Origin of the sequence: Providencia sp. PROV205, assembly GCF_028479505.1 — a bacterium.
Classification (GTDB): domain Bacteria; phylum Pseudomonadota; class Gammaproteobacteria; order Enterobacterales; family Enterobacteriaceae; genus Providencia; species Providencia huaxiensis.
On sequence record NZ_JAMPNU010000024.1, the window covers coordinates 37,834 to 58,767 of the forward strand.

The following is a 20,934-nucleotide window of genomic DNA, read 5'->3' on the forward strand; positions in this document are numbered from 1 at the left end:
ATTAGTATGTAAAACCTAAATAGAGGTAAACCATCAGCGCAAATGCAGCTGTCACAGTGGCATAAGGCATTTGGGTACGAATGTGCTCAATATGGTCACAATCTGTTGCCATAGACGCCACAATTGCATCACTGGAAATGGGTGATGTCATGTCTCCGTATATTGAACCTGCAATGGCTGCACCAATCATATATTCAACAGGCATTCCAACTGAAAGCCCTAACTGCACACCGATTGGGATCATAATGGCAAATGTTCCCCACGATGTTCCCGTTGCTAATGACATCACCGCACTGATTAAAAAGATAAAACCAATTGAGAAAGCCGGCGAAATAACACCCGAGGTGACTTCTGCGATATAAGCACCGGTATTTAAATCGGAAGAAACGGTTCCCATTAAAAAAGCGAGGATCATCACTGAGCTAATTTTTACCATGCTGGCATAGCCGATATATAATTCTTTAAAGAAAGTCTCAATATTGAGTACTCGACGCGCTAAGAACCATACAAAAGAGACTAAAGTTCCAAACATGACTCCCCAATATACCGATGTTGAACCACTACCTTTACTAAAATCCCCATTACCTGTGATATAAAGCGCAACAGGTACCATTAAGACCGTTGATAAAATTGGGATAAAGAAGTTAAGAGAGGTATGACAATTAGGGTGATCAATAATATCTTCATCATCCTGCTCAGTTTCTTCCGCGGATAACAGCGTTAAAGCCTGCTGCTCTGCACGTAAATCTGCCTTTTTCATTGGCCCCCAAGACACATTGGAGAAAATATAAAATAGCACTGAAGCGAGAGAAAACCACGCCATGATATTAAATACCATGGAGCCGGCTAAAATTTCAAAAGGTTCTCCAGTAATAAGGCCTTTAGATATTTGTACGCCAATAACGCCCATCATTGCCGCTCCCCAACCATTGATCATGGCTGATGAACACACTGATACACAGGAAGTCTGCACAATGTAGGACATTTTTTCTGGCGAAACACCGTATTTTTTCGCTAATGTTTTTGTTGATGCTCCAGCAATTAATTGGTTAATAGAGCTTTCAATAAAAATTAATGATGTAATAATCATCGCCATTAATTGAACAGCTTTTTTATTTTTAATTAACTTTGTTTTATTCGTTAATAATTTAACTAATGATCGCACACCACCAGTAACAACGACTAGCCGCATAATACCGCCAATAATGACCATAAATAGAATTGTTTTAGTATTTCCCGGTGATGCAAATGTATTGATAATACCATCGAGCGTTCCATTTATACCCAATAATATATTGTGATCATATATAACGGTAAAACCAACTAATATCCCCAGTAATAATGACAATATAACTTGTCGTGTAAAAATGGCTAAAAGTATCGTCACCATTGGCGTGACAATGGTCCAAATTCCATAATCATTCATTAGATGCTCTCTTATTATATTTTATTTTGATTTTAATAAATTAAGATAATGCGTTTTCTAAATCATTTAATAAGTCTGTGATATCTTCAATGCCTACAGATAAACGTAACGTAGTATCATAGACATGGATACTTTCTCTTTCTTCTTTTGTCATCGACCCATGTGACATGGTTGCCGAATGGTTTACCATGCTCTCAACACCACCTAGCGATTCCGCTAAAACAAAATATTTAACTTTAGATAAAAATATTTTGGTGTCTTCAATATCCCCTTTCAAATTAATCGTCACAACCGCTCCACCTGTACGCATTTGTTTTTTGCATAATTCATGTTGTGGATGTGAAGCTAACCCCGGGTAATAAACCTGCTCCACCTTCGGGTGAGTTGATAAATATTTCGCGACTTGTGCTGCATTGCTACATTGTGCCGCCATACGTAAAGCCAATGTTTTTAATCCACGTAAAGCAAGGTAAGCGTCAAAAGGAGAGGCAATTGCTCCAAGGGTCGTTTTTAGAAAATCGAGGCGGCTGGCTAAGTCTTCTCTTTGGGTGATCACCGCACCACCAATTAAATCGGAATGGCCACCAATATATTTACTTGCCGATAACATCACTAAATCGGCTCCTAATTCTAATGGTTTTTGGTTCCAAGCTGTTGCAAATGTATTATCAACACAAGTTAAAATATTATGCTCTTTGGCAAGTGAACAAATGACATTGATATCAACTAATTCTAATAATGGATTAGTTGGGCTTTCAATCCAAATTAAGCGTGTGTTATCTTTTATTTTTGTTTTAACTTCATCAAGATTATTCAAATCAACATAGTCTATTTGGTGACCGCTATTAATGGTTGAAACTCGTTCAAATAACCGAAATGTTCCACCATAAACACCTTTCATCGCAATAATATGTGAATCTTTTGGTAATAAATTTAATACTAAACTTGAAGCAGCCACACCGGAAGCCGTTGCTGTTGCATAGCTTCCACCTTCGATTTCAGCTAATAAGGTTTCATATGCATAACGCGTTGGGTTGCTGCAACGTGAATAACAATATTCGCCATGCTCGGTTAAACTTTGTTGAACAAATGTACTGGCCGTTGTAATAGCAGGAAAAATAGCATGATTAACAGTATCTTGCTGCTTCCCACCATGAATTAAAACTGTAGCAATATTCTTAGTCATAATCTAAAACCCAATATAGTAAAATAAAAACGATATCTTTATATTTGTTGCCAAAAGAAATATGCCACAGGGAAATAGAAAATTTTTTCTAAAAACTGATGCCTTTTTCCAAATTAAGAGAAAACTTTTCTATTTGGATGTTAATATTCTTTAAATTCATAACGTTAGTTAATTACCAGCAAATGAGCTAGCCGTCACAATATTATTACTTTGTTTATCCTTCACAATCAACCATATCGCAAGAATCATATAACCCATTAAAATAAAACAATAAATGTTTTGTTTTGGTTAAATGTATCATCACGTAATGTAATTGATTGGTGGCAAAAACCGAGTTAATTTAACATTAATATCTGTAATTACTCTTAATTTCCATCGAGTAATACTATTAAAGAAGAATATGAGAGAAATTTATTCTCCCCCTCTCATTTCAGACATTTAACCCATATCGATGATTGTAGGGTTTAACGTTAATCTTGAATTAAAAACAGACAGAGTAAGGTAGGAATAGTATTATTAGCGCCATTATGTCTTTTATTCTATTTGAGATTGTATTGTGACTTCATTTGCTGACCTAAACGCGCTTTCTGCGGAACAACTCGCTAACTTGCAAGAGTTAGGCTACCTAAACATGACGCAGATCCAAGCGGCCGCTCTTCCCCCTATCCTTGCCGGAAAAGACGTTCGAGCACAAGCTAAAACTGGCAGCGGCAAAACGGCTGCTTTTGGTCTGGGTTTATTACAACATATTGACGCTAAATTATTTAAAACTCAGTCATTAGTTTTATGTCCAACTCGCGAACTGGCGGACCAAGTCGCTAATGAATTACGTCGTTTAGCTCGCGCGATCCCTAATATCAAAATTTTAACGCTCTGTGGTGGTGTGCCATTTAGTGTACAACGCGACTCCCTTGCCCATGCTGCTCATATTATTGTTGCCACCCCGGGACGTTTACTTGATCATTTAAATCGTGAAACAGTACAACTTGATGCATTGCAAACATTAGTTTTAGACGAAGCAGACAGAATGCTCGATATGGGCTTTATGCCAGATATTGAGTCCATCATTGACTACGCACCAATTAATAGACAAACACTATTATTTTCAGCTACTTGGCCAGATGAAATTGCACGAATTAGTCAGCAAATTCAGAATGACCCTCAAACAATTGAAATCAATAGTGTTGATGAACTTCCTGCCGTTGAACAACAATTTTATGAAGTCGCTCGTCACGAAAAAATTGAATTATTACAAAAACTCTTGAGCCGTGAACAGCCAGCTTCTTGTGTCGTTTTTTGTAATACGAAGAAAGATTGCCAAGCCGTTTATGATGCCTTAACCGCAAGCAAGCAAAGTGTCTTAGTGCTTCATGGTGACATGGAACAGCGTGAACGCGACCAAACTCTTGTGCGTTTCGCTAACGGAAGTAGCCGTGTATTAGTGGCTACGGATGTTGCCTCCCGAGGGTTAGATATTAAAGCCCTCGAAATGGTGATTAACTATGAATTATCATGGGATCCTGAAGTGCATGTTCATCGCATCGGCCGAACTGCACGTGCTGGAGAAAGCGGTTTAGCGGTGAGTTTGTGTGCACCAGAAGAAGCCCAGCGAGCCAATGCTCTAGAAGAAATGTTAAATATGAAGCTTAATTGGCAAGCCGAGCCTACAGGTATACGTATCGCTCCGTTAGAAGCGACGATGATGACCTTATGCCTTGATGGTGGTAAAAAAGCCAAAATACGCCCCGGTGATATTCTCGGTGCCTTGACCGGCGAAGTTGGCCTCAATGGTGCCGATATTGGCAAGATTGTGATCCACCCTACCCATGCCTATGTCGCACTCAAACGTGAAGTTGCGGTACAAGCTTGGAAACATTTACAGCAAGGGAAAATCAAAGGAAAATCCGTTAAAGCTAGGCTACTAAAATAACCAATATTTTCTGTGTTTCCTTCCAATATAAAAAGGAAGGAAACACATTAGTCATTCTATAATGCCACGTTATTTTCTTGCGGTAATGCCGATTTCGGTAAACCAAATATTTTGTCGAAAGCCCAATTAAAAAAGAAAGTATAAATTGGGATAAAAATAATTAGGGCAAAATCAAGTATTAATGCTTGTAAAAGACTAATTGACAACCACCATGCAATTAAAGGAATTAAAAAAACCACCAGCGTTAATTGAAATAATATGGCGTGTACAAACCGGCGCCTAAAAGTTCTAATGCGTGATTTTTGCTTTGATTCCCAATATTCAAACGCAGTATTAAAAATAAAGTTCCAGCTAACCGCAATCGTTGTTATGACTAAAGCTAATGGACCTGTTGTTTCCGCAGAATTACCAGAAAGAAAAGCTAATGCTAAAGCTGAAATTAACCAACCAATAACCTCATAAGCCGTTACAAAAACAATTTTACGTTTAATCCCCTGCATTTTTCCACCCCCAAAAATATCATTATCAATAAGGTGGTAAAATAAATATAATTCAATGATAATAAAAGTCAGCTTCTATCAGTTTTATTGAAAGGTCAACAATGCCATTTAATAGTGATAACTTAACAGTATTTCTTACTGTATTAGATAAAGGCTCATTTTCTGCAGCGGCAAGGGCCTTAAAACGCGTACCTTCAGCGGTTAGCATGGCAGTAGCGAATCTAGAGGCTGAACTTGGATTTGAATTATTTGATAGACATACGCGGGAACCTAAACCCACAGAAAAAGCGCTTTCATTAGCGCCCTACGCACGACATATTATTGCCAATTTATCTCAACTCAATACTTTTTCTCTGGAATTATCTCAAGGTGTTGAAAGCACACTGACCATTGGTATTGCGGCTGGTATTAATGCCAATTTACTCTTTGATGCTCTACATATTTTAAGCCAACGTTACCCTTTACTGCATATTGAACTGATTACCGCCCCTCAAGATGATCTTTTACCGTTATTACATGAACAACAAATTCATCTCGCAATTGTCTTTGGTGGTTTAAATGTTAATTCCCAAGAGCAGTTTCATTATATTGGCGAAGAATCAATTATTGCTACCATTTCTGCTAAACATCCCTCTCTACAAAATAAAACTTCACTTTATATCGAAGATCTTGTTGAAAGTCGGCAAATAATTATTGCGAGTCGTCAGCGTGAACTGAGTGATATCCGCATTCTAGTTTCCAGTAATTATTGGAAAGCAGACAGTTTTTCTTTAGCTCTCGGTTTAGTCGAAAGTGGTATGGGATGGGGAAATTTTCCTTTATCACTGATTAAAGATAAATTAAACGATGGCTCACTAAAACCCCTTGAGTTTAAAAATACTCCAAATGGCTTTAAGTTGCCTATTCATGCAGTATGTTTGAAAGGGCATGTGCTTAAACGTGGTGCACAAGAATGCATTGAATTACTAAAAAAAGTGACGCTACCCTCAACCCATTCTTAAATCGCCGCCATACTACTGATTCGGAGATAACCGTGCTTAATCAAACTATCAAACATATCCATAATATCCGTTTACCTGAGTGTGATGGGCTGTGGCGTATTGATATCGATAATCAGAAAATCCAAGCTATTCTTCCACAAATTGAAGGCGAAGTATTGCCAGACAGCGTAGACGGTGAAGGTGGTTTAGTAACCGCTCCCTTCGTTGAGCCACATATTCACTTAGATACCACTCAAACCGCTGGGCAACCCAATTGGAACCAGTCTGGAACGCTCTTTGAAGGTATCGAACGTTGGGCTGAGCGCAAAGCGATGCTCACCCACGATGACGTTAAAAGCCGAGCGTGGCAAACCCTTAAATGGCAAATAGCCAATGGTATTCAACATGTTCGCACCCATGTGGATGTGTCAGACCCGACATTAACTGCACTGAAAGCGATGTTAGAGGTAAAACAAGAAATCGCACCTTGGGTTGATGTGCAAATTGTTGCTTTCCCTCAAGAAGGTATCTTGTCTTATCCAAATGGCGAAGCCCTGTTAGAAGAAGCATTACGCCTCGGTGCCGACGTCGTTGGTGCTATTCCACATTTTGAGTTTACCCGTGAGTATGGTGTAGAATCTCTCCATAAAACATTCGCTTTAGCGCAGAAGTATGACCGTTTGATTGATGTCCACTGTGATGAAATCGATGATGAGCAATCCCGTTTCGTTGAAACGGTCGCAGCGTTAGCACATGCACAAGGCATGGGCTCTCGCGTCACAGCAAGCCATACCACCGCAATGCATTCATACAATGGTGCTTATACATCTCGTTTATTTCGCCTGCTAAAAATGTCTGGGATTAACTTTGTGGCTAATCCGTTAGTGAACATTCACTTACAAGGCCGTTTTGATACTTACCCTAAACGTCGAGGTATCACCCGTGTTAAAGAGATGCTAGCCGCGGAGATTAACGTCTGTTTCGGTCACGACGATGTATTTGACCCATGGTACCCACTAGGTACTGCCAACATGCTGCAAGTCCTGCATATGGGGTTACATGTTTGCCAATTAATGGGTTACCAGCAAATCAATGACGGATTAAAGCTGATCAGTGAATACAGCGCACGTACGTTGAACTTGCAAGATTATGGTGTGAGTGAAGGAAAACGCGCTAGTTTATTGATTTTACCAGCAGAAAATGGCTTCGATGCCGTGCGCCGTCAAGTCCCCGTGCGTTACTCTATTCGAGATGGCCAGGTGATCGCCAATACCCAACCTGCGGTAACCCAAATTCATTTAGAACAAACGGAAACAATCCGTTATGGATATACTCCAAAAATCTAACCATTAATTTTTTATTCCAAAATGGCTCCCTATAATCATCGGTGAGCCATTTATCTTGTAGCTCATCATTAAATTTAAATATGATCAGCCCGAAAACTAATCTTAATCGGATAAAAAGCAACTAATAGCGTATTTCTTACACAAAAGTCATTCCTATATACTAGACTTAATCCAATACTTATTGCAGAGCTTAAAAAGCTTTGGAGTGCAAATAAACGTCTTATAAGAACTCCTTTTTTGGTTATAAGTGCCATTTCTACGTATTAAGTGCATTTTCTATTGAAATTCAATGTGAACGTTTTATATTTTTTAGAGAGTTATCTGAAACTGGATTTGAGCTTTATTTATAGCAACAATAACGCTAATACACTGACTGTCATGCAGTGGTGGTCAATATTCCTGTTTTGCTGTACCGCGAATACGTCACAAATAAAGTTCTCTGAATCCCACTTTGAAAAAAATTGGAGATCAGATGAGTACTGAACACATCGTTAACCAAAAAAACACTATCGACCCTTGGCAACGCATTGCTGCCGAGCTATTAAGTGAAGCTGGCATTAAAATTAATGGTTCCCGCCCTTTTGATATTCAAGTTCACAACCCCCTATTCTTTAAACGCGTGCTACAACAAGGTTCAATAGGATTAGGTGAAAGCTATATGGATGGTTGGTGGGATTGCGAGCGCTTAGATATATTTTTCCAATATGTATTACGCCATAGACTCGATAAAAAAATACCTCATAACTTCAGTGATACATTAAAAATTGCTGTTGCACGTGTTCGTAATCTACAAACCTTAAAACGCGCTCGTATTGTTGGAGAAGAACATTATGACCTCGGGAATGACTTATTTTCCTTGATGCTCGACCCTTATATGCAATATTCCTGTGGCTACTGGAAAGGCATAGAAACGGTTCCTGAAAACCTTCATCTCGCACAAGAACAAAAATTAAATTTAATTTGCGAAAAACTGCAATTAAAACCGGGGATGCGATTACTTGATATTGGCTGTGGCTGGGGGGGACTTGCCGCCTATGCGGCAAAAAACTTTGGCGTTTCTGTCACCGGTGTCACTATCTCCGCGGAGCAACAAAAATATGCTCAAGCTCGCTGTGCAGGCTTAGATGTCAATATTAAATTAGAAGATTATCGAGGTCTCAATGACCAATTTGACCGTATTGTCTCTGTCGGCATGTTTGAGCATGTCGGCCCGAAAAACTATGCGGCTTACTTTGATGTTATTCAGCGCAATTTAAAAACTCATGGCCTGTTTTTACTTCACACCATTGGCTCTAACCAAAGTAAAGTGAATGTCGACCCGTGGATCAATAAGTATATTTTTCCAAACGGCTGCCTACCTTCTGTGCAAAATATTGGTGAAACCAGTGAAGGTAAATTAGTGATGGAGGATTGGCATAATTTTGGTGCTGATTATGACCATACACTCATGGCATGGTACTCCCGTTTCCAAGCCGCTTGGCCTGAACTCGAATTTAATTATACACCTCGTTTCAAACGCATGTTTTCCTATTATCTAAATGCTTGTGCAGGTGCATTTAGAGCTAGAGACATTCAGTTATGGCAAATACTTTGGAGCCCACAAGGTGTGAATGGAGGCCTACGGGTTGCTCGCTAAGCTTCTGTCTTGAACATATACCTTCGTTAATCTTACGGGCTAGTTAAAGAATCAATGTGTTTCATTCAACCATTGCTCAATAGCCTGTAAGCCTTGCTGCACATTATCTTTCAATTGAGTATCCGCCATTGGCTGCTGCTCTAATAACTCACAAGTTTTTACTGCACTTTGCATTCCTAAACTGGCACAACTGCTTTTTAACTGGTGAGCAAGGCGCTTGACTTGTTCTGTGTTATTTTCTGCTAGCGCAATGTCAATTTGGTCAATCAAAGGCAAGGAATGCTGTTTAAAAATACTCACCCATTCGCGAATTTTCGGAAGTCCCATTAGTTCGGCATCACTAATAAGCTGTTGTAAATCTATAAATTTCTCCTGAATACTAGGAGCAGGCAATGTATATTCACCGCCTGAAATATATTTAACGATTAACTTGTTTAACGTATCTCTTGGTACCGGTTTTTGAATAATTCCACGAAAAACTTGGCTGGTCCGTTGGCGTAAAGTTTCATCAATCACATGAGCACTAAAACCAATCAAAATCAATTGGGGATAGGTTTTCGCTAATTGTTTAGCTAAGGTGATACCATCGATATCAGGTAAACCGAAATCCACCAATGCCGCGGTAAATTGTTGCCCAGTTTGTAGGGCTGCTAGCGCCTCAGCTGCAGACCCAACAATAGTGACCTGTGCCCCGCTGCGGGTTAACATTTCCCCACTAATTTTCTGAGTCAATGGGTTGTCTTCTATGAGTAATAAATGCACGCCCAACATGTCTAATGGCAGATCAGCCGATTTACTTACGGGATGCGAGGCGATACATAACGGCAGTGTTAAACGAAAACAGCTCCCGCTCCCTAATTGGCTACTAACCGTTAATTCACCGCCCATCGCTTGCGCTAAACTTGCACTAATTGTCAGTCCAAGCCCCGTTCCACCCCGCTGGCTATCTACTTGCACAAATGGCTTAAAAATATCCGTAAATCGCGAGCTATCAATGCCGCACCCTGTGTCTTCCACTTCAATAAACCAATATTTGCCATAACGGCAACTGCGTAACGTAATTTGCCCCTGTTGAGTAAAGCGCAATGCATTACTGAGTAAATTTGTGATAATTTGTCGGATCCGTAGCGGGTCCCCTTGTAAAGCAATCGGCAAATCATCCGCAACATCTGCAACTAACTGAATAGCAGGGTTTTTATTACTCGCATTCATTAAATACAAAGTACTTTCTAATAACGGCTTGGGTTCGAAAGGCTCATCATTGATAGACACATTATGTCCTCCGGCTTCAATTGCGGAGTAGTCCAAAATGTCATTTAAAATGGCTAATAAAGATTCACCTGAGTCAGTAATTGCATATAAATCATCATGATACTGATTAAGTGCTTTATTTTCTAATAACAGTTGCGCTGTCCCCAAAATCCCATAAAGAGGAGTACGGATTTCATGGCTCATTGCCGCCAAAAATGCCGATTTCGCCTGATTGGCTTGTTCCGCTTCAGAACGAGCTTTTCGGTGCTCAACGACCATCACACGCAGTTCTGCCGTCCTCGCTTTGACTTCATCTGCTAGCTGTTCACGCTGATTATTTAAGGCATGAACACTTTCACGAAATGCATCCATTAAACGGCCAATAGTATCAAGCTCTTTCACTCCTGCGGTTTCAGGAAATGCGGAGTCAATATCGCCCTCTAACAACCGTTGAAGTGCTTGAGTCTGCTGCGCCAACGGTTTTGTCACTAAGCGATAAACCACTCGCCAAAGGATCAAAACCAATGAGAGTAGAGAGACAATACTCAATGCTAACAACCAATTCTGCCCCCGCTCACTGGCTTGCTTTAGTTGCCCCAATGCGGTTTGGTTACGCAGCTCAATGATGTTAACTAATTGCGCTACTTCACTACTAAAACGTGCAAATTGGTCAATATTATTTTGTGATAAAATCTGTAAACGTGTTGTGATGTCGTTATCTTGCCGGTACAACGCAATTAACTCTGTATAGCGCTTCACGCTATTTAACGCGTTTTCTACTTGGCCTCGCACTGCGGGGTCTTCAATATATTTTTGCCGACGTTGTAAGATTTTAACTGCAGAATTCAACTGTTTTTCTAATTCAGCCATATTACGGTGGGGCTGGTTTGAACCTAAATTAAGTACCATTTGCTGTACACGCATCGCGCTTAATCGAAGTTCATTCATTTGGCTAGCATATTCAAGGTCAATATCAATTAGTTGATCAAGGGCTTGTTGGGCTTGTTCCCCTTGATTCCTTTCGATAAGGTCATAAATACTGACCTGAGTTGCTCCCGCTGAAGTGGCAGCATTGTTTGCCTGACCATGTGCCATTTGGGCGATATCACCTGCCGCTGCAATTATATGCTGCCTTAATTGTTGTTGCTCTGCGCGCAGTTTTAACCGCTGCCCGACTAACTCACCCTGCTGGCTTAATGATTGAGCAATTTCTTTTTCTTGCTGTTCAATATCTTGTGTATTAAAACCTTGTTCTCGTAATGTTTTCAGTATATTCGTGATTTTCAGGCTTTGTGCTGTTAACATCCGCCCTTGTGCTAACCAAATACTTTCACTATCCGCATTTGTGAGATTTTGTGCAGAAAATAATTCCCAAGCACTTGCTTCGCTCAGTTGCCTTGCCATATTCATGGTTGGGATCAGAGCCTCGGTATTGGCCTGTTCAACTTGGCTAACAAAACGTAAGTTGTACCACCCTACAAGGGTGCTGATAAAGGTCAATGCGGCCATCAGCGCAAAGCCCATCCACAATCGTCTAGTTAGTGATAAATTCACGGTTTGGTTAGCCTAAAAATTAAAATGATTGAGTTAGCAGTAAGAAAGCATTTAGGATAACGGTTTCTGGTTTGTGAGGCTATCATGCGTGTATTGATTTTACTCCTGTTCATATTTCACTCGTTGTTGAACCTAGCAATGGCACAGAATAGTTCATTCATTCAGTGGCGTGATAACCTACATTTTAATCACCAAACACATGATCCCGTAACCGCCACAAAAACCTGGAAGTTGTGCGCGCTTTACCCTAGTTTAAAAGATTCTTATTGGTTATCAATTAATTATGGTATGCAAAAAGCGGCAAAACACTATGGCGTTGACTTAAACGTACTAGAAGCCGGTGGTTATAACCAACTAGCAACCCAACAAAAGCAAATTACGCAATGCCAACAATGGGGAGCAGATGCTATCTTACTGGGAAGTAGCACCACAACTTTTCCAAACCTTAGCCAACTCGTGGGAAATACGCCTGTCATTGAAGTCATCAATGCCACCCACGATAACACAATAAAAACCCGTGTTGGTGTACCTTGGTTCCAAATGGGCTATCAGCCGGGGCGCTATTTAGTGCAATGGAGCCAAAGCAAGCCATTGAAAGTTTTACTCATGCCAGGGCCATTAAATGCCGGTGGCAGCCATGAAATGGAACAAGGATTCCGAGAAGCTATTGCAGGTAGCCAAGTACAAATTGTGGACGTCGCACAAGGGGATAACGACCTTGAGGTGCAACGCAATTTGTTGCATGAAATGTTAGAGCGTAACCCTGATATTAATGTTGTCGTTGGCACAGCGATTGCCGCTGAGGCCGCAATGGGTGAAGGCCGTAACTTAACGAAACCACTGAATATTGTTTCTTTTTACTTGTCTCATCAAGTCTACCGAGGCTTAAAAAGAGGCCGAATAATTATGGCCGCCAGCGACCAGATGGTTTGGCAAGGTGAGCTAGTGATTGAACAAGCCATCAAAGTACTACAAGAGCAGCCGGTTCCAAACAATATCAGCCCGCCGATTTTAGTGCTTACTCAACAAAATGCCGATAGTGAACACTTACGCAATTCATTATCCCCTGGAGGCTTTAGGCCCGTATATCAATATACATCGGCAGCTAAAAAATAGCCTTCACCGTGCTGAGTTACTAATAAATCAGCATTGATTTTATGGCGTAAACGACGAATAAGTACATCCACGGTGCGTAAATCAGGGTGATCGACTCGTCGGGCAGATAACATACGTAACAGACGTTCTCGGGTTAAAATCTCCCGCGGGTTAGTCACAAACGCCACAAGTATTTCATATTCTGCCCGTGTGAGTTTGATAACCTGATTTTCAAATTGGAGTGTATGCATTGAGACATTTAGGCAATAGCCCGCAAACTGATAGCAATTATCTTGAGAAACAACTTGGGTTTGCGAAGGCTTAGCAAGGTCAATGCGCCAAAGTAAATTTTTAACGCGAACGACTAACTCCCTCAATTCCAAGGGTTTAGTAACGTAATCATCTGCTCCCATTTCTAAACCCACAATACGGTCAATTTGGTCACAGCGGCCGGTGACTAAAATAATCCCCACCGTGAAACGCTCACGTATTGCTCTTGTTAACATTAACCCGTTTTCATCCAGTAAATTAATATCTAACAGAATCAAATCAACGGCCTGCTGATCCATAATTTCACGTAGACCTGCACCATTCCCCGTCACAGAAACACGATATCCTTCTTGCTCAAAATAAGCCTGTAAGCGAGCCTGAGTAACGGGTTCATCTTCAACAACCACAATATGATGTGATGTCATTGATACTCTCTCTTCTGTTCATATCTGTTCATATTTGCTCATATCTTGCCGTAAGCTGTTCATTCTGGCTAGTACCGCTATTCATATTAACTCAATAAGATCGCCTGTATTAAACCATATAATTACAGGGGCTATTATGCGGAAACTCTGGAGAGCGTTGCGAAAACCAAGTGCTCGTTGGTCAATGCTAACGTTAATCGTTGTCGGGATTGCAGTGGGTGTTGCGTTAATCGTTGTCCCCCATGTTGGGATGAAAGTGACTAGCACCACTGAGTTTTGTGTCAGTTGCCATAGCATGGAACCCGTTTACGAAGAATATAAACAATCTGTACATTTCCAAAATGCATCTGGCGTACGCGCAGAATGCCATGACTGCCATATTCCCTCCGACCTTCCAGGCATGATTAAACGGAAACTCGAAGCAAGCAATGATATTTATCAAACATTTATTGCTCACTCGATAGATACCCCAGAAAAATTTGAAGCCAAACGTGCCGAACTTGCGGAACGCGAGTGGGCTCGCATGAAAGAGAATAATTCAGCCACTTGCCGCTCTTGCCATGATTATGACTCGATGGATCACGCAAAACAAAACCCAGAAGCGGCTCGCCAAATGCAAATTGCTGCGAAAGAAAATCAATCCTGTATTGATTGCCATAAAGGGATTGCCCATCAACTACCCGATATGAGTAGTGGCTTTCGTAAACAATTTGATGAGTTAAGAGCGAAAGCAAACAGTGATGCTGACATTCTTTATTCACTTGATATTAAACCTCTTTATGCCAATAAAGGGGATAAAGACCCCGCAGGCTCGTTACTTCCTGCCTCAGAGGTGAAAGTTCTAAAACGTGATGGCGATTGGCTACAAGTTGAAATAACAGGGTGGACAGAAACCGATGGTCGCCAACGCGTTCTATCTGAATTTCCCGGTAAGCGAATTTTCGTCGCTTCGATACGCGGTGATGTTCAAGAAAATGTGAAAAATTTAGAAAGCACCGTTGTCGCTGCAACAGATACGTCATGGAGCAAACTGCAAGCAACTGCATGGATGCAACAAGGCGATATGGTCAATGATATCAAACCGATATGGGCTTATGCAGATTCTTTATATAACGGTTCATGTAATCAATGCCATGGTGCGCCAGATATCGCTCACTTTGATGCTAACGGTTGGATAGGCACATTAAACGGTATGATTGGCTTTACCAGTTTAGATAAGCGAGAAGAGCGTACCTTACTGAAATACTTACAAATGAATGCATCTGATACCGCAGGATCTTCACACGGTGATAACGGAGTACAGAATGAAAAATAATCCAACTTTTCAAGCTTCTCGTCGACGTTTTTTGTTCCAGCTTGGCGGGCTCACTGTGGCAGGTATGTTAGGCCCTTCCCTATTAACACCGCGTAAGGCTAGCGCTGCGACAGTTGGCGAACAAGCTGCGGTAGTACAAGAAGGCATTCTGACTGGGTCACACTGGGGTGCAATTCGCGCCACTGTAGTTGATGGCCGTTTTATCGAAGCAAAACCTTTTGAACACGATAAATTCCCATCAAAAATGATTGCAGGATTGCCTGACCATGTACATGGCACCGCTCGTATCCGTTATCCAATGGTTCGTGTTGATTGGCTACGTAAACGTCATTTAAGTGATACTTCTCAACGGGGTGATAACCGTTTCGTACGTGTTTCTTGGGATGAAGCCCTTGATTTGTTCTATCAAGAACTAGAACGTATTCAAACAACTTATGGGCCAAGTGGGCTGCTCACTGCAAATGGTTGGCAATCAACCGGGATGCTCCACAATGCTTCAGGTATGTTAGCCCGCGCCATTGCCCTGCATGGCAATAGTGTTAGTACTGGCGGAGACTACTCAACGGGGGCTGCACAAGTCATTTTACCTCGAGTCGTTGGGTCGATGGAGGTTTATGAACAACAAACCTCTTGGCCGCTAGTCCTCAAAAATAGTAAAACCATCGTATTATGGGGCTCTGACCTGATTAAAAACCAACAAGCTAACTGGTGGTGTCCTGATCATGACGTTTATGAATATTATGAACAACTCAAAGAGAAAGCGGCTAATGGCGAGATAAAAGTCATCAGTATTGACCCTATAATCACCTCAACTCATGATTACCTTGGACGTGCAAATGTTCAACATATCGCTATTAACCCCCAAGCGGATGTACCACTGCAATTAGCCATCGCCCACACGCTTTACAGTGAAGGTTTGCATGATAAAACCTTCTTAAAAGAATACTGTGTCGGTTTCGAGCAATTTGTTCCCTACTTAATGGGAAAAACGGATGGACAACCCAAAGATGCACAATGGGCAGCTGAAATTTGCGGTATTGATGCCGACACAATCCGAGCTTTAGCTCGACAAATGGCAGCAGATAGAACCCAAATCATTGCAGGTTGGTGCGTTCAACGTATGCAACATGGTGAACAATGGTCGTGGATGATTGTTGTTTTAGCTGCGATGTTAGGTCAAATTGGCTTACCGGGTGGAGGATTTGGCTTCGGCTGGCATTATAATGGCGCGGGTACACCAAGCCGTCAGGGGATTATTTTAAGTGGTTTTTCCGGCTCAACTAAAGTGCCACCCATTCATGATAACAATGACTACAAAGGCTACAGCAGCACCATTCCTATTGCTCGTTTTATCGATGCGATTTTAGAGCCAGGAAAAACAATCAATTGGAACGGTAAAGCAGTTAAATTGCCACCACTAAAAATGTGCGTATTTGCTGGAACCAACCCATTCCACCGCCACCAACAAATTAACCGTATTATTGAAGGTTGGCGCAAGCTTGAAACGGTTGTTTCTATTGATAATCAATGGACATCCACCTGTCGCTTTGCCGATATCGTATTACCGGCAACCACACAATTTGAACGTAATGACCTTGACCAATACGGTAACCACTCAAATCGTGGCATTATTGCGATGAAACAGCTCGTTGAACCGCAGTTTGAATCACGTAATGACTTCGACATTTTACGCGATCTATGTCGTCGTTTTGGCCGTGAAGAAGCCTTTACTGAAGGTTTAGACGAAATGGGCTGGCTAAAACGCATTTGGCAAGAAGGCAGCCAGCAAGGAAAAGGCCGTGGTATTCATTTACCATCCTTCGATACGTTCTGGGAAAAAGAAGGCTATGTGGAATTTGAACATCCACAAATGTTTGTTCGTCATCAAGCGTTTAGGGAAGATCCCGACTTAGAACCTTTAGGGACACCGAGTGGTTTAATTGAGATTTATTCGAAAACCATTGCCGACATGCAATATGATGATTGCCAAGGTCACCCAATGTGGTTCGAAAAAGCGGAACGCTCCCACGGTGGCCCTGGTTCAAAAAAATGGCCATTACATTTGCAATCTGCTCACCCCGATTTTCGCTTACATTCACAATTGTGCGAATCTCCTGTATTACGCCAATATTATTCCGTTAGTGGCAAAGAGCCTATCTTTATTAGCCCTAAAGATGCAAAAGCCAGAGGTATACAAAATGGTGATATCGTTCGTGTTTTCAACGACCGAGGGCAAGTGTTAGCCGGAGCCGTGGTTTCGGACCTATATACAGAAGGCGTTGCTCGTATCCATGAAGGAGCTTGGTATGACCCGACTAAGGGTGGAGAAATTAATGCTCTGTGTAAATACGGAAACCCAAACGTATTGACATTGGATATAGGAACCTCTCAACTCGCTCAAGCCACCAGCGCACATACGACGATCGTGGAGATAGAAAAATACACAGGGCAAGTGGATAACGTCAGTGCATTCGATGGGCCAATTGAAATGGTGGCTCAATGTGAATATGTTCCTGCATCACAGGTGAATAGATGACCAAAGAAATTACTTTATCGTCAGAACAAATAGCCTGTGTTTATGCATGGTTAGCACAATTATTCTCACGTGAATTAGATAGTGCAACGATAACGCAACTTCAATCTAGCGAAATGATGGATTGGTTTACAACTATCGAACAGGAACCCGTTTTAATTTCGCCAATTCAAGAGGTTAAAACAAAAATCCAAGCGCTAATGATGCGAAATGATGCTCAGCTCGAATTAGCCGCAGATTTTTGCAGTTTATTCTTAATGTCAGATAAGCAATCCGCCTTACCTTACGCCTCAGTTTATCCAAACAGTGAGCATGGTAATGAACAGATTAAGTACCTATTAGCCGAGGCAGGAATGGAAACCAGTAAGGCATTTAACGAGCCTTCTGACCATGTTTCAATTTTTTTGGAGCTATTAAGCCACTTACATTTTTCATTAAATGAAGCCCATTTGGCGCAAGAAAAAGTGGAACAATTACGCCTAAAAACGTTGTCACTTTTACTGCAATGGCTACCGATATTTAGCCAAAATTGCCAACGATATGATGAATTTGGTTTTTATGCTGCTTTGAGTCAGCTGTTGTTAGCGCTAGTTCAATGGGATAAGCAAACCTAATAAATGCCATTTAAATAATTTATATATTATTCAACTATTATTAAAAACAAAGGGATATTAATAAATAATATCCCTTTTAAATCTTAGTCATAACACCTGAGTTACTGTAAAGAAATAAGTTTTTCACGGCTCAGCCCAGTGCTTTTCATTATTATCTCAATATTAACTCCTTGCTCCAAAAGATTCCGTGCAGTTGTTATATTTGCCTCTTCTTGGCCTTTTTGAAATCCTTCTTGCAGTCCTTCTTGTCGTCCTTTATCTTGCAATCGTTGCGCAATATTCATGATTGTCTCCTTATGCTTTTCTGTCTGTTCCCCTAAAACTTGAATAACTTGTTCAAAATTATGCGAGTCTAAAGCAATAAACAGATAATTGAGGATAGTTATGATGTCATTATCACTATTATAATGTTTATTGAGTGCCTTCGCCAAGAGAGGGAGTACCTGTTGGAATTCATCCCGAAGATATTTATGTTTCATCGCTAATTCCATTACCGCAATTTTTCGATGATTAACGAGTTCATTATCGTCAATAACGGTAATATCTACGAGTGGAAATGGTTGTGTGTATAACTCATGTGCAATCCCTGGTAATGGAAAACAATCCGTCCAAAGTTGTGTATATGGATAAGGCGAACGCGCCCCATGGTAAAATAATATCGGTACAACAATGGGTAATGTTGTTTTTCCTTGCTGAATATGCTGATTCATCGCTAAAAACGCATAATGCATTAAACGCCACGCCATGAGTTTATCGGGAGTTGATTGATGTTCAACTAAAAGATAAATATACCCTTCCCCTTGAGAGGTTTGTACTGAATACAATACATCCGATAACCGCGAGCGAAGTTGTTTATCAATAAACGAGGAATTTGTCAGCGATAACGTATTGAAATCACATAATGATTTTATATATTCCGGTAAATGAATTTCAAAGAAGTCTCGCGCATTTTCAATGTTTGCCATAAATCCTTTAAAAGCCGCATCATGTATCGTTGATGTCGTTTTTTTCTTCATTCAATAATCCTTATTGAAAAGAGCAACGACCACACAATAAAGCAAAATACCTAGATTGTCTGTTCAGTATAACGACATGATAAAATTCGAAATTTTGGAGTGAAATAATATTTATAATGTCAATATTATATTAATAAAAATAACGTTTGAGTAATACCACAAAGTATATCGATGGCTTTATTAAAAAGCACTAAAATAGTTTTTAACACTAGCACATTAAAATCACCACAACCTATTTTGAACAGCGATATACTACTCTACAAGCTTAACCATTTTTCCATTCTCTCCTCTTTGCAATTATTCCACGGTGCTAAATGACAATAGAATATAAACACAAACACACGTCTCAACTTTCAACAGAAAATAGAGAGGCATTGTATTCCGTGCTATATCAAAGCTTTGAGCAAGATTTTACCCATGATGATTTCGAACATGCTTTAGGGGGAATGCATGTTTTAGCCTATGACCATCAACAGATTGTTGGTCATGTTGCTATTATTCAACGCCATATGGCAATCGGTAACACGCCAATAACGGTTGGCTATGTTGAAGCGATGGCTGTACTAGAAAACTACCGTCGCCAAGGGATCGGTAAACAACTCATGCAGGCTACCAACCAAATTATTGCCAGTTGCTATCAGTTAGGCCTCCTTTCTGCATCAGATGAAGGCTTTCATGTATATCAATCTGTCGGTTGGCAGGTTTGGAATGGACCGTTGTATGAGCTCAACCAAGGCCATTATATCCACTCTGTGGATGAAGAAGGTGGTGTTATGGGGTGGTCAAAAAACAATTTAATTGATTTTTCACAGCCCCTATATTGTGACTTTCGCAGTGGAGACCAATGGTAGCCTATATGTGATAAAAGCCAGATAGGCTAAAAAACAACATTAGTTTTATTAAGCGGGTGTCAGGCCGGGTTGTACCACGCTATAAATTTGTTTTTTCAATTCTTCTTGCTTAGCCAATTGGTAAACATGTGAAGCAACATCTGCGCGCATCACTAAACCATGAACTTCAACCTCTTGTTGAAGAGCTGCTTTTCCCGTTGGCTCACCATATAATAACCCACCAGGGCGAACAATTACATAATCTAACGAACTAGTTTGTAGCCATGACTCCGCAAGGGATTTTTCTCTCACTGCCTGGCCAAACGCAGCACGTGACCGAGCAGACAAATAAGGCCATGAGTCTCCACAACCTAGTGACGTGACTAGCACCATACGAGATATACCTGCTTGCTCGGCACAATCAATCACCGTGCGGTGAGCTAAATAATCTTGCGTACCTCCCATGGTTGAAATAACCGTAGCAGTTGTTCCTGCGGCATGACAAGCTGCCTTAACCACCTCACTATCACAAGCATCGCCAATTAACACTTGTCCCCCTAAAGCCTCTAAACCTGATGCGGATTGCCTATTACGTACAACCGCGATGACTGGGCGTTTCTCTGCTATTGCCAACTGAGCAACCTGATGACCAACACCTTTTCCACCCGCGCCAAAAATTAACCATGGAGCCATTTTTTTCTCCCTTTGTTTTGAGTGATACATCAATCTATTTGTGATTTAAAGATCTAAAATTACCACAATATAGATGATAATGCGCATTATTTGCATTTATTATTTGAATCTATTTAAGCCGCGAATAGCTATCATCAACGATGGAAAAGTAAACAACACTAACTTTAATGTTTTTTATGTAATTCATTTAATCAAACTCATTAAAATGTGACTAGTTTAACTTTTTCGTAAAAAAACACTTATCATAAAAAATGATAAACCAACAAATTAATTACAAAAATAAATCGTAATATCAACAACTAACAACAAACAAAATACCAGTATCCCATTGATA

At 40.6% G+C, this 20,934-nt stretch carries 16 protein-coding genes; 9 read left to right on the top strand and 7 right to left on the bottom strand.

The features are described from left to right. Position 1: 1 nt before the first annotated feature. Together PR800_RS14915 and PR800_RS14920 are read right to left on the bottom strand one after the other, a co-directional pair. Positions 2-1,426: a Na+/H+ antiporter NhaC family protein gene (locus PR800_RS14915; protein WP_272531099.1), complete on the bottom strand. Its 1,425-nt coding sequence runs from the start codon at positions 1,424-1,426 to the stop codon at positions 2-4. Positions 1,427-1,466: 40 nt separating this feature from the next. Next, positions 1,467-2,612 carry a trans-sulfuration enzyme family protein gene (locus PR800_RS14920; RefSeq protein WP_102140000.1) on the bottom strand — a complete coding sequence of 382 codons (1,146 nt, stop codon included), beginning with the start codon at positions 2,610-2,612 and terminating at the stop codon, positions 1,467-1,469. A gap of 556 nt (positions 2,613-3,168) precedes the next feature. On the opposite strand from PR800_RS14920, the gene dbpA reads away from it, so the two are divergent. After that, positions 3,169-4,542, top strand: a complete 1,374-nt coding sequence (dbpA, locus tag PR800_RS14925) for an ATP-dependent RNA helicase DbpA (protein ID WP_166265528.1) — start codon at positions 3,169-3,171, stop codon at positions 4,540-4,542. 56 nt (positions 4,543-4,598) lie between these two features. Here dbpA and PR800_RS14930 read toward each other — a convergent pair whose 3' ends face one another. Then, positions 4,599-5,042 (bottom strand): PACE efflux transporter, encoded by a 444-nt coding sequence (locus tag PR800_RS14930; RefSeq protein ID WP_102140002.1) that lies wholly within the window; start codon positions 5,040-5,042, stop codon positions 4,599-4,601. Positions 5,043-5,143: 101 nt separating this feature from the next. Here PR800_RS14930 and PR800_RS14935 point away from each other — a divergent pair, with 101 nt between their 5' ends. The 3 genes from PR800_RS14935 to cfa all read left to right on the top strand — a co-directional run bounded on the left by PR800_RS14935 (position 5,144) and on the right by cfa (position 9,004). Beyond that, on the top strand, positions 5,144-6,043 hold the full coding sequence (locus PR800_RS14935; protein WP_272531100.1) for a LysR family transcriptional regulator: 900 nt from the start codon (positions 5,144-5,146) through the stop codon (positions 6,041-6,043). 32 nt (positions 6,044-6,075) lie between these two features. Then, positions 6,076-7,368 (top strand): cytosine deaminase, encoded by a 1,293-nt coding sequence (locus PR800_RS14940; protein WP_195697573.1) that lies wholly within the window; start codon positions 6,076-6,078, stop codon positions 7,366-7,368. 472 nt (positions 7,369-7,840) lie between these two features. Next, positions 7,841-9,004, top strand: coding sequence for a cyclopropane fatty acyl phospholipid synthase (gene cfa / locus PR800_RS14945; protein WP_239979069.1), 1,164 nt, complete (start codon positions 7,841-7,843; stop codon positions 9,002-9,004). 51 nt (positions 9,005-9,055) lie between these two features. Here cfa and torS read toward each other — a convergent pair whose 3' ends face one another. Continuing rightward, positions 9,056-11,809: a TMAO reductase system sensor histidine kinase/response regulator TorS gene (gene torS, locus PR800_RS14950; RefSeq protein ID WP_272531101.1), complete on the bottom strand. Its 2,754-nt coding sequence runs from the start codon at positions 11,807-11,809 to the stop codon at positions 9,056-9,058. Positions 11,810-11,902: 93 nt separating this feature from the next. Between torS and torT the strand changes: the two genes are divergently transcribed. Further along, positions 11,903-12,925 carry a TMAO reductase system periplasmic protein TorT gene (gene torT / locus PR800_RS14955; protein WP_407072551.1) on the top strand — a complete coding sequence of 341 codons (1,023 nt, stop codon included), beginning with the start codon at positions 11,903-11,905 and terminating at the stop codon, positions 12,923-12,925. Here the strand turns inward: torT and torR are convergent. Then, positions 12,898-13,599 carry a two-component system response regulator TorR gene (gene torR, locus PR800_RS14960; RefSeq protein ID WP_272531103.1) on the bottom strand — a complete coding sequence of 234 codons (702 nt, stop codon included), beginning with the start codon at positions 13,597-13,599 and terminating at the stop codon, positions 12,898-12,900. The genes torT and torR overlap by 28 nt on opposite strands. A gap of 136 nt (positions 13,600-13,735) precedes the next feature. Here torR and torC point away from each other — a divergent pair, with 136 nt between their 5' ends. The 3 genes from torC to torD are packed head-to-tail and all read left to right on the top strand — an operon-like array spanning position 13,736 to position 18,061. After that, the gene (gene torC / locus PR800_RS14965; RefSeq protein WP_102140009.1) at positions 13,736-14,914 is read left to right on the top strand and encodes a pentaheme c-type cytochrome TorC; all 1,179 of its coding nucleotides are present in this window, start codon (positions 13,736-13,738) and stop codon (positions 14,912-14,914) included. After that, a complete protein-coding gene (gene torA / locus PR800_RS14970) occupies positions 14,904-17,450 on the top strand; it encodes a trimethylamine-N-oxide reductase TorA (RefSeq protein WP_102140010.1) in 2,547 nt (848 codons plus the stop codon). Before torC ends, torA begins: the two co-directional genes overlap by 11 nt. Further along, entirely contained in the window at positions 17,447-18,061 is a 615-nt protein-coding gene (gene torD, locus PR800_RS14975) for a molecular chaperone TorD (RefSeq protein ID WP_272531104.1), read from the top strand. The genes torA and torD overlap by 4 nt, the downstream gene beginning before the upstream one ends. Positions 18,062-18,162: 101 nt before the next feature. Here torD and PR800_RS14980 read toward each other — a convergent pair whose 3' ends face one another. Continuing rightward, positions 18,163-19,077, bottom strand: coding sequence for an Rpn family recombination-promoting nuclease/putative transposase (locus PR800_RS14980; RefSeq protein WP_210848557.1), 915 nt, complete (start codon positions 19,075-19,077; stop codon positions 18,163-18,165). Between the two features lie 314 nt (positions 19,078-19,391). Between PR800_RS14980 and PR800_RS14985 the strand changes: the two genes are divergently transcribed. Beyond that, entirely contained in the window at positions 19,392-19,928 is a 537-nt protein-coding gene (locus tag PR800_RS14985; protein WP_195697580.1) for a GNAT family N-acetyltransferase, read from the top strand. Between the two features lie 48 nt (positions 19,929-19,976). Here PR800_RS14985 and PR800_RS14990 read toward each other — a convergent pair whose 3' ends face one another. Then, entirely contained in the window at positions 19,977-20,600 is a 624-nt protein-coding gene (locus PR800_RS14990; RefSeq protein ID WP_210848556.1) for an SDR family oxidoreductase, read from the bottom strand. Positions 20,601-20,934 lie beyond the last annotated feature (334 nt).

Excerpts from the sequence above, each read along its gene's own strand:
- PR800_RS14930 (WP_102140002.1), bottom strand. The coding sequence starts at position 5,042 with ATGCAGGGGATTAAACGTAAAATTGTTTTTGTAACGGCTTATGAGGTT.
- cfa (WP_239979069.1), top strand. The coding sequence starts at position 7,841 with ATGAGTACTGAACACATCGTTAACCAAAAAAACACTATCGACCCTTGG.
- PR800_RS14915 (WP_272531099.1), bottom strand. The coding sequence starts at position 1,426 with ATGAATGATTATGGAATTTGGACCATTGTCACGCCAATGGTGACGATA.
- torR (WP_272531103.1), bottom strand. The coding sequence starts at position 13,599 with ATGACATCACATCATATTGTGGTTGTTGAAGATGAACCCGTTACTCAG.
- torD (WP_272531104.1), top strand. The coding sequence starts at position 17,447 with ATGACCAAAGAAATTACTTTATCGTCAGAACAAATAGCCTGTGTTTAT.
- PR800_RS14985 (WP_195697580.1), top strand. The coding sequence starts at position 19,392 with ATGACAATAGAATATAAACACAAACACACGTCTCAACTTTCAACAGAA.
- torC (WP_102140009.1), top strand. The coding sequence starts at position 13,736 with ATGCGGAAACTCTGGAGAGCGTTGCGAAAACCAAGTGCTCGTTGGTCA.
- PR800_RS14920 (WP_102140000.1), bottom strand. The coding sequence starts at position 2,612 with ATGACTAAGAATATTGCTACAGTTTTAATTCATGGTGGGAAGCAGCAA.
- torA (WP_102140010.1), top strand. The coding sequence starts at position 14,904 with ATGAAAAATAATCCAACTTTTCAAGCTTCTCGTCGACGTTTTTTGTTC.
- PR800_RS14980 (WP_210848557.1), bottom strand. The coding sequence starts at position 19,077 with ATGAAGAAAAAAACGACATCAACGATACATGATGCGGCTTTTAAAGGA.
- PR800_RS14990 (WP_210848556.1), bottom strand. The coding sequence starts at position 20,600 with ATGGCTCCATGGTTAATTTTTGGCGCGGGTGGAAAAGGTGTTGGTCAT.
- PR800_RS14935 (WP_272531100.1), top strand. The coding sequence starts at position 5,144 with ATGCCATTTAATAGTGATAACTTAACAGTATTTCTTACTGTATTAGAT.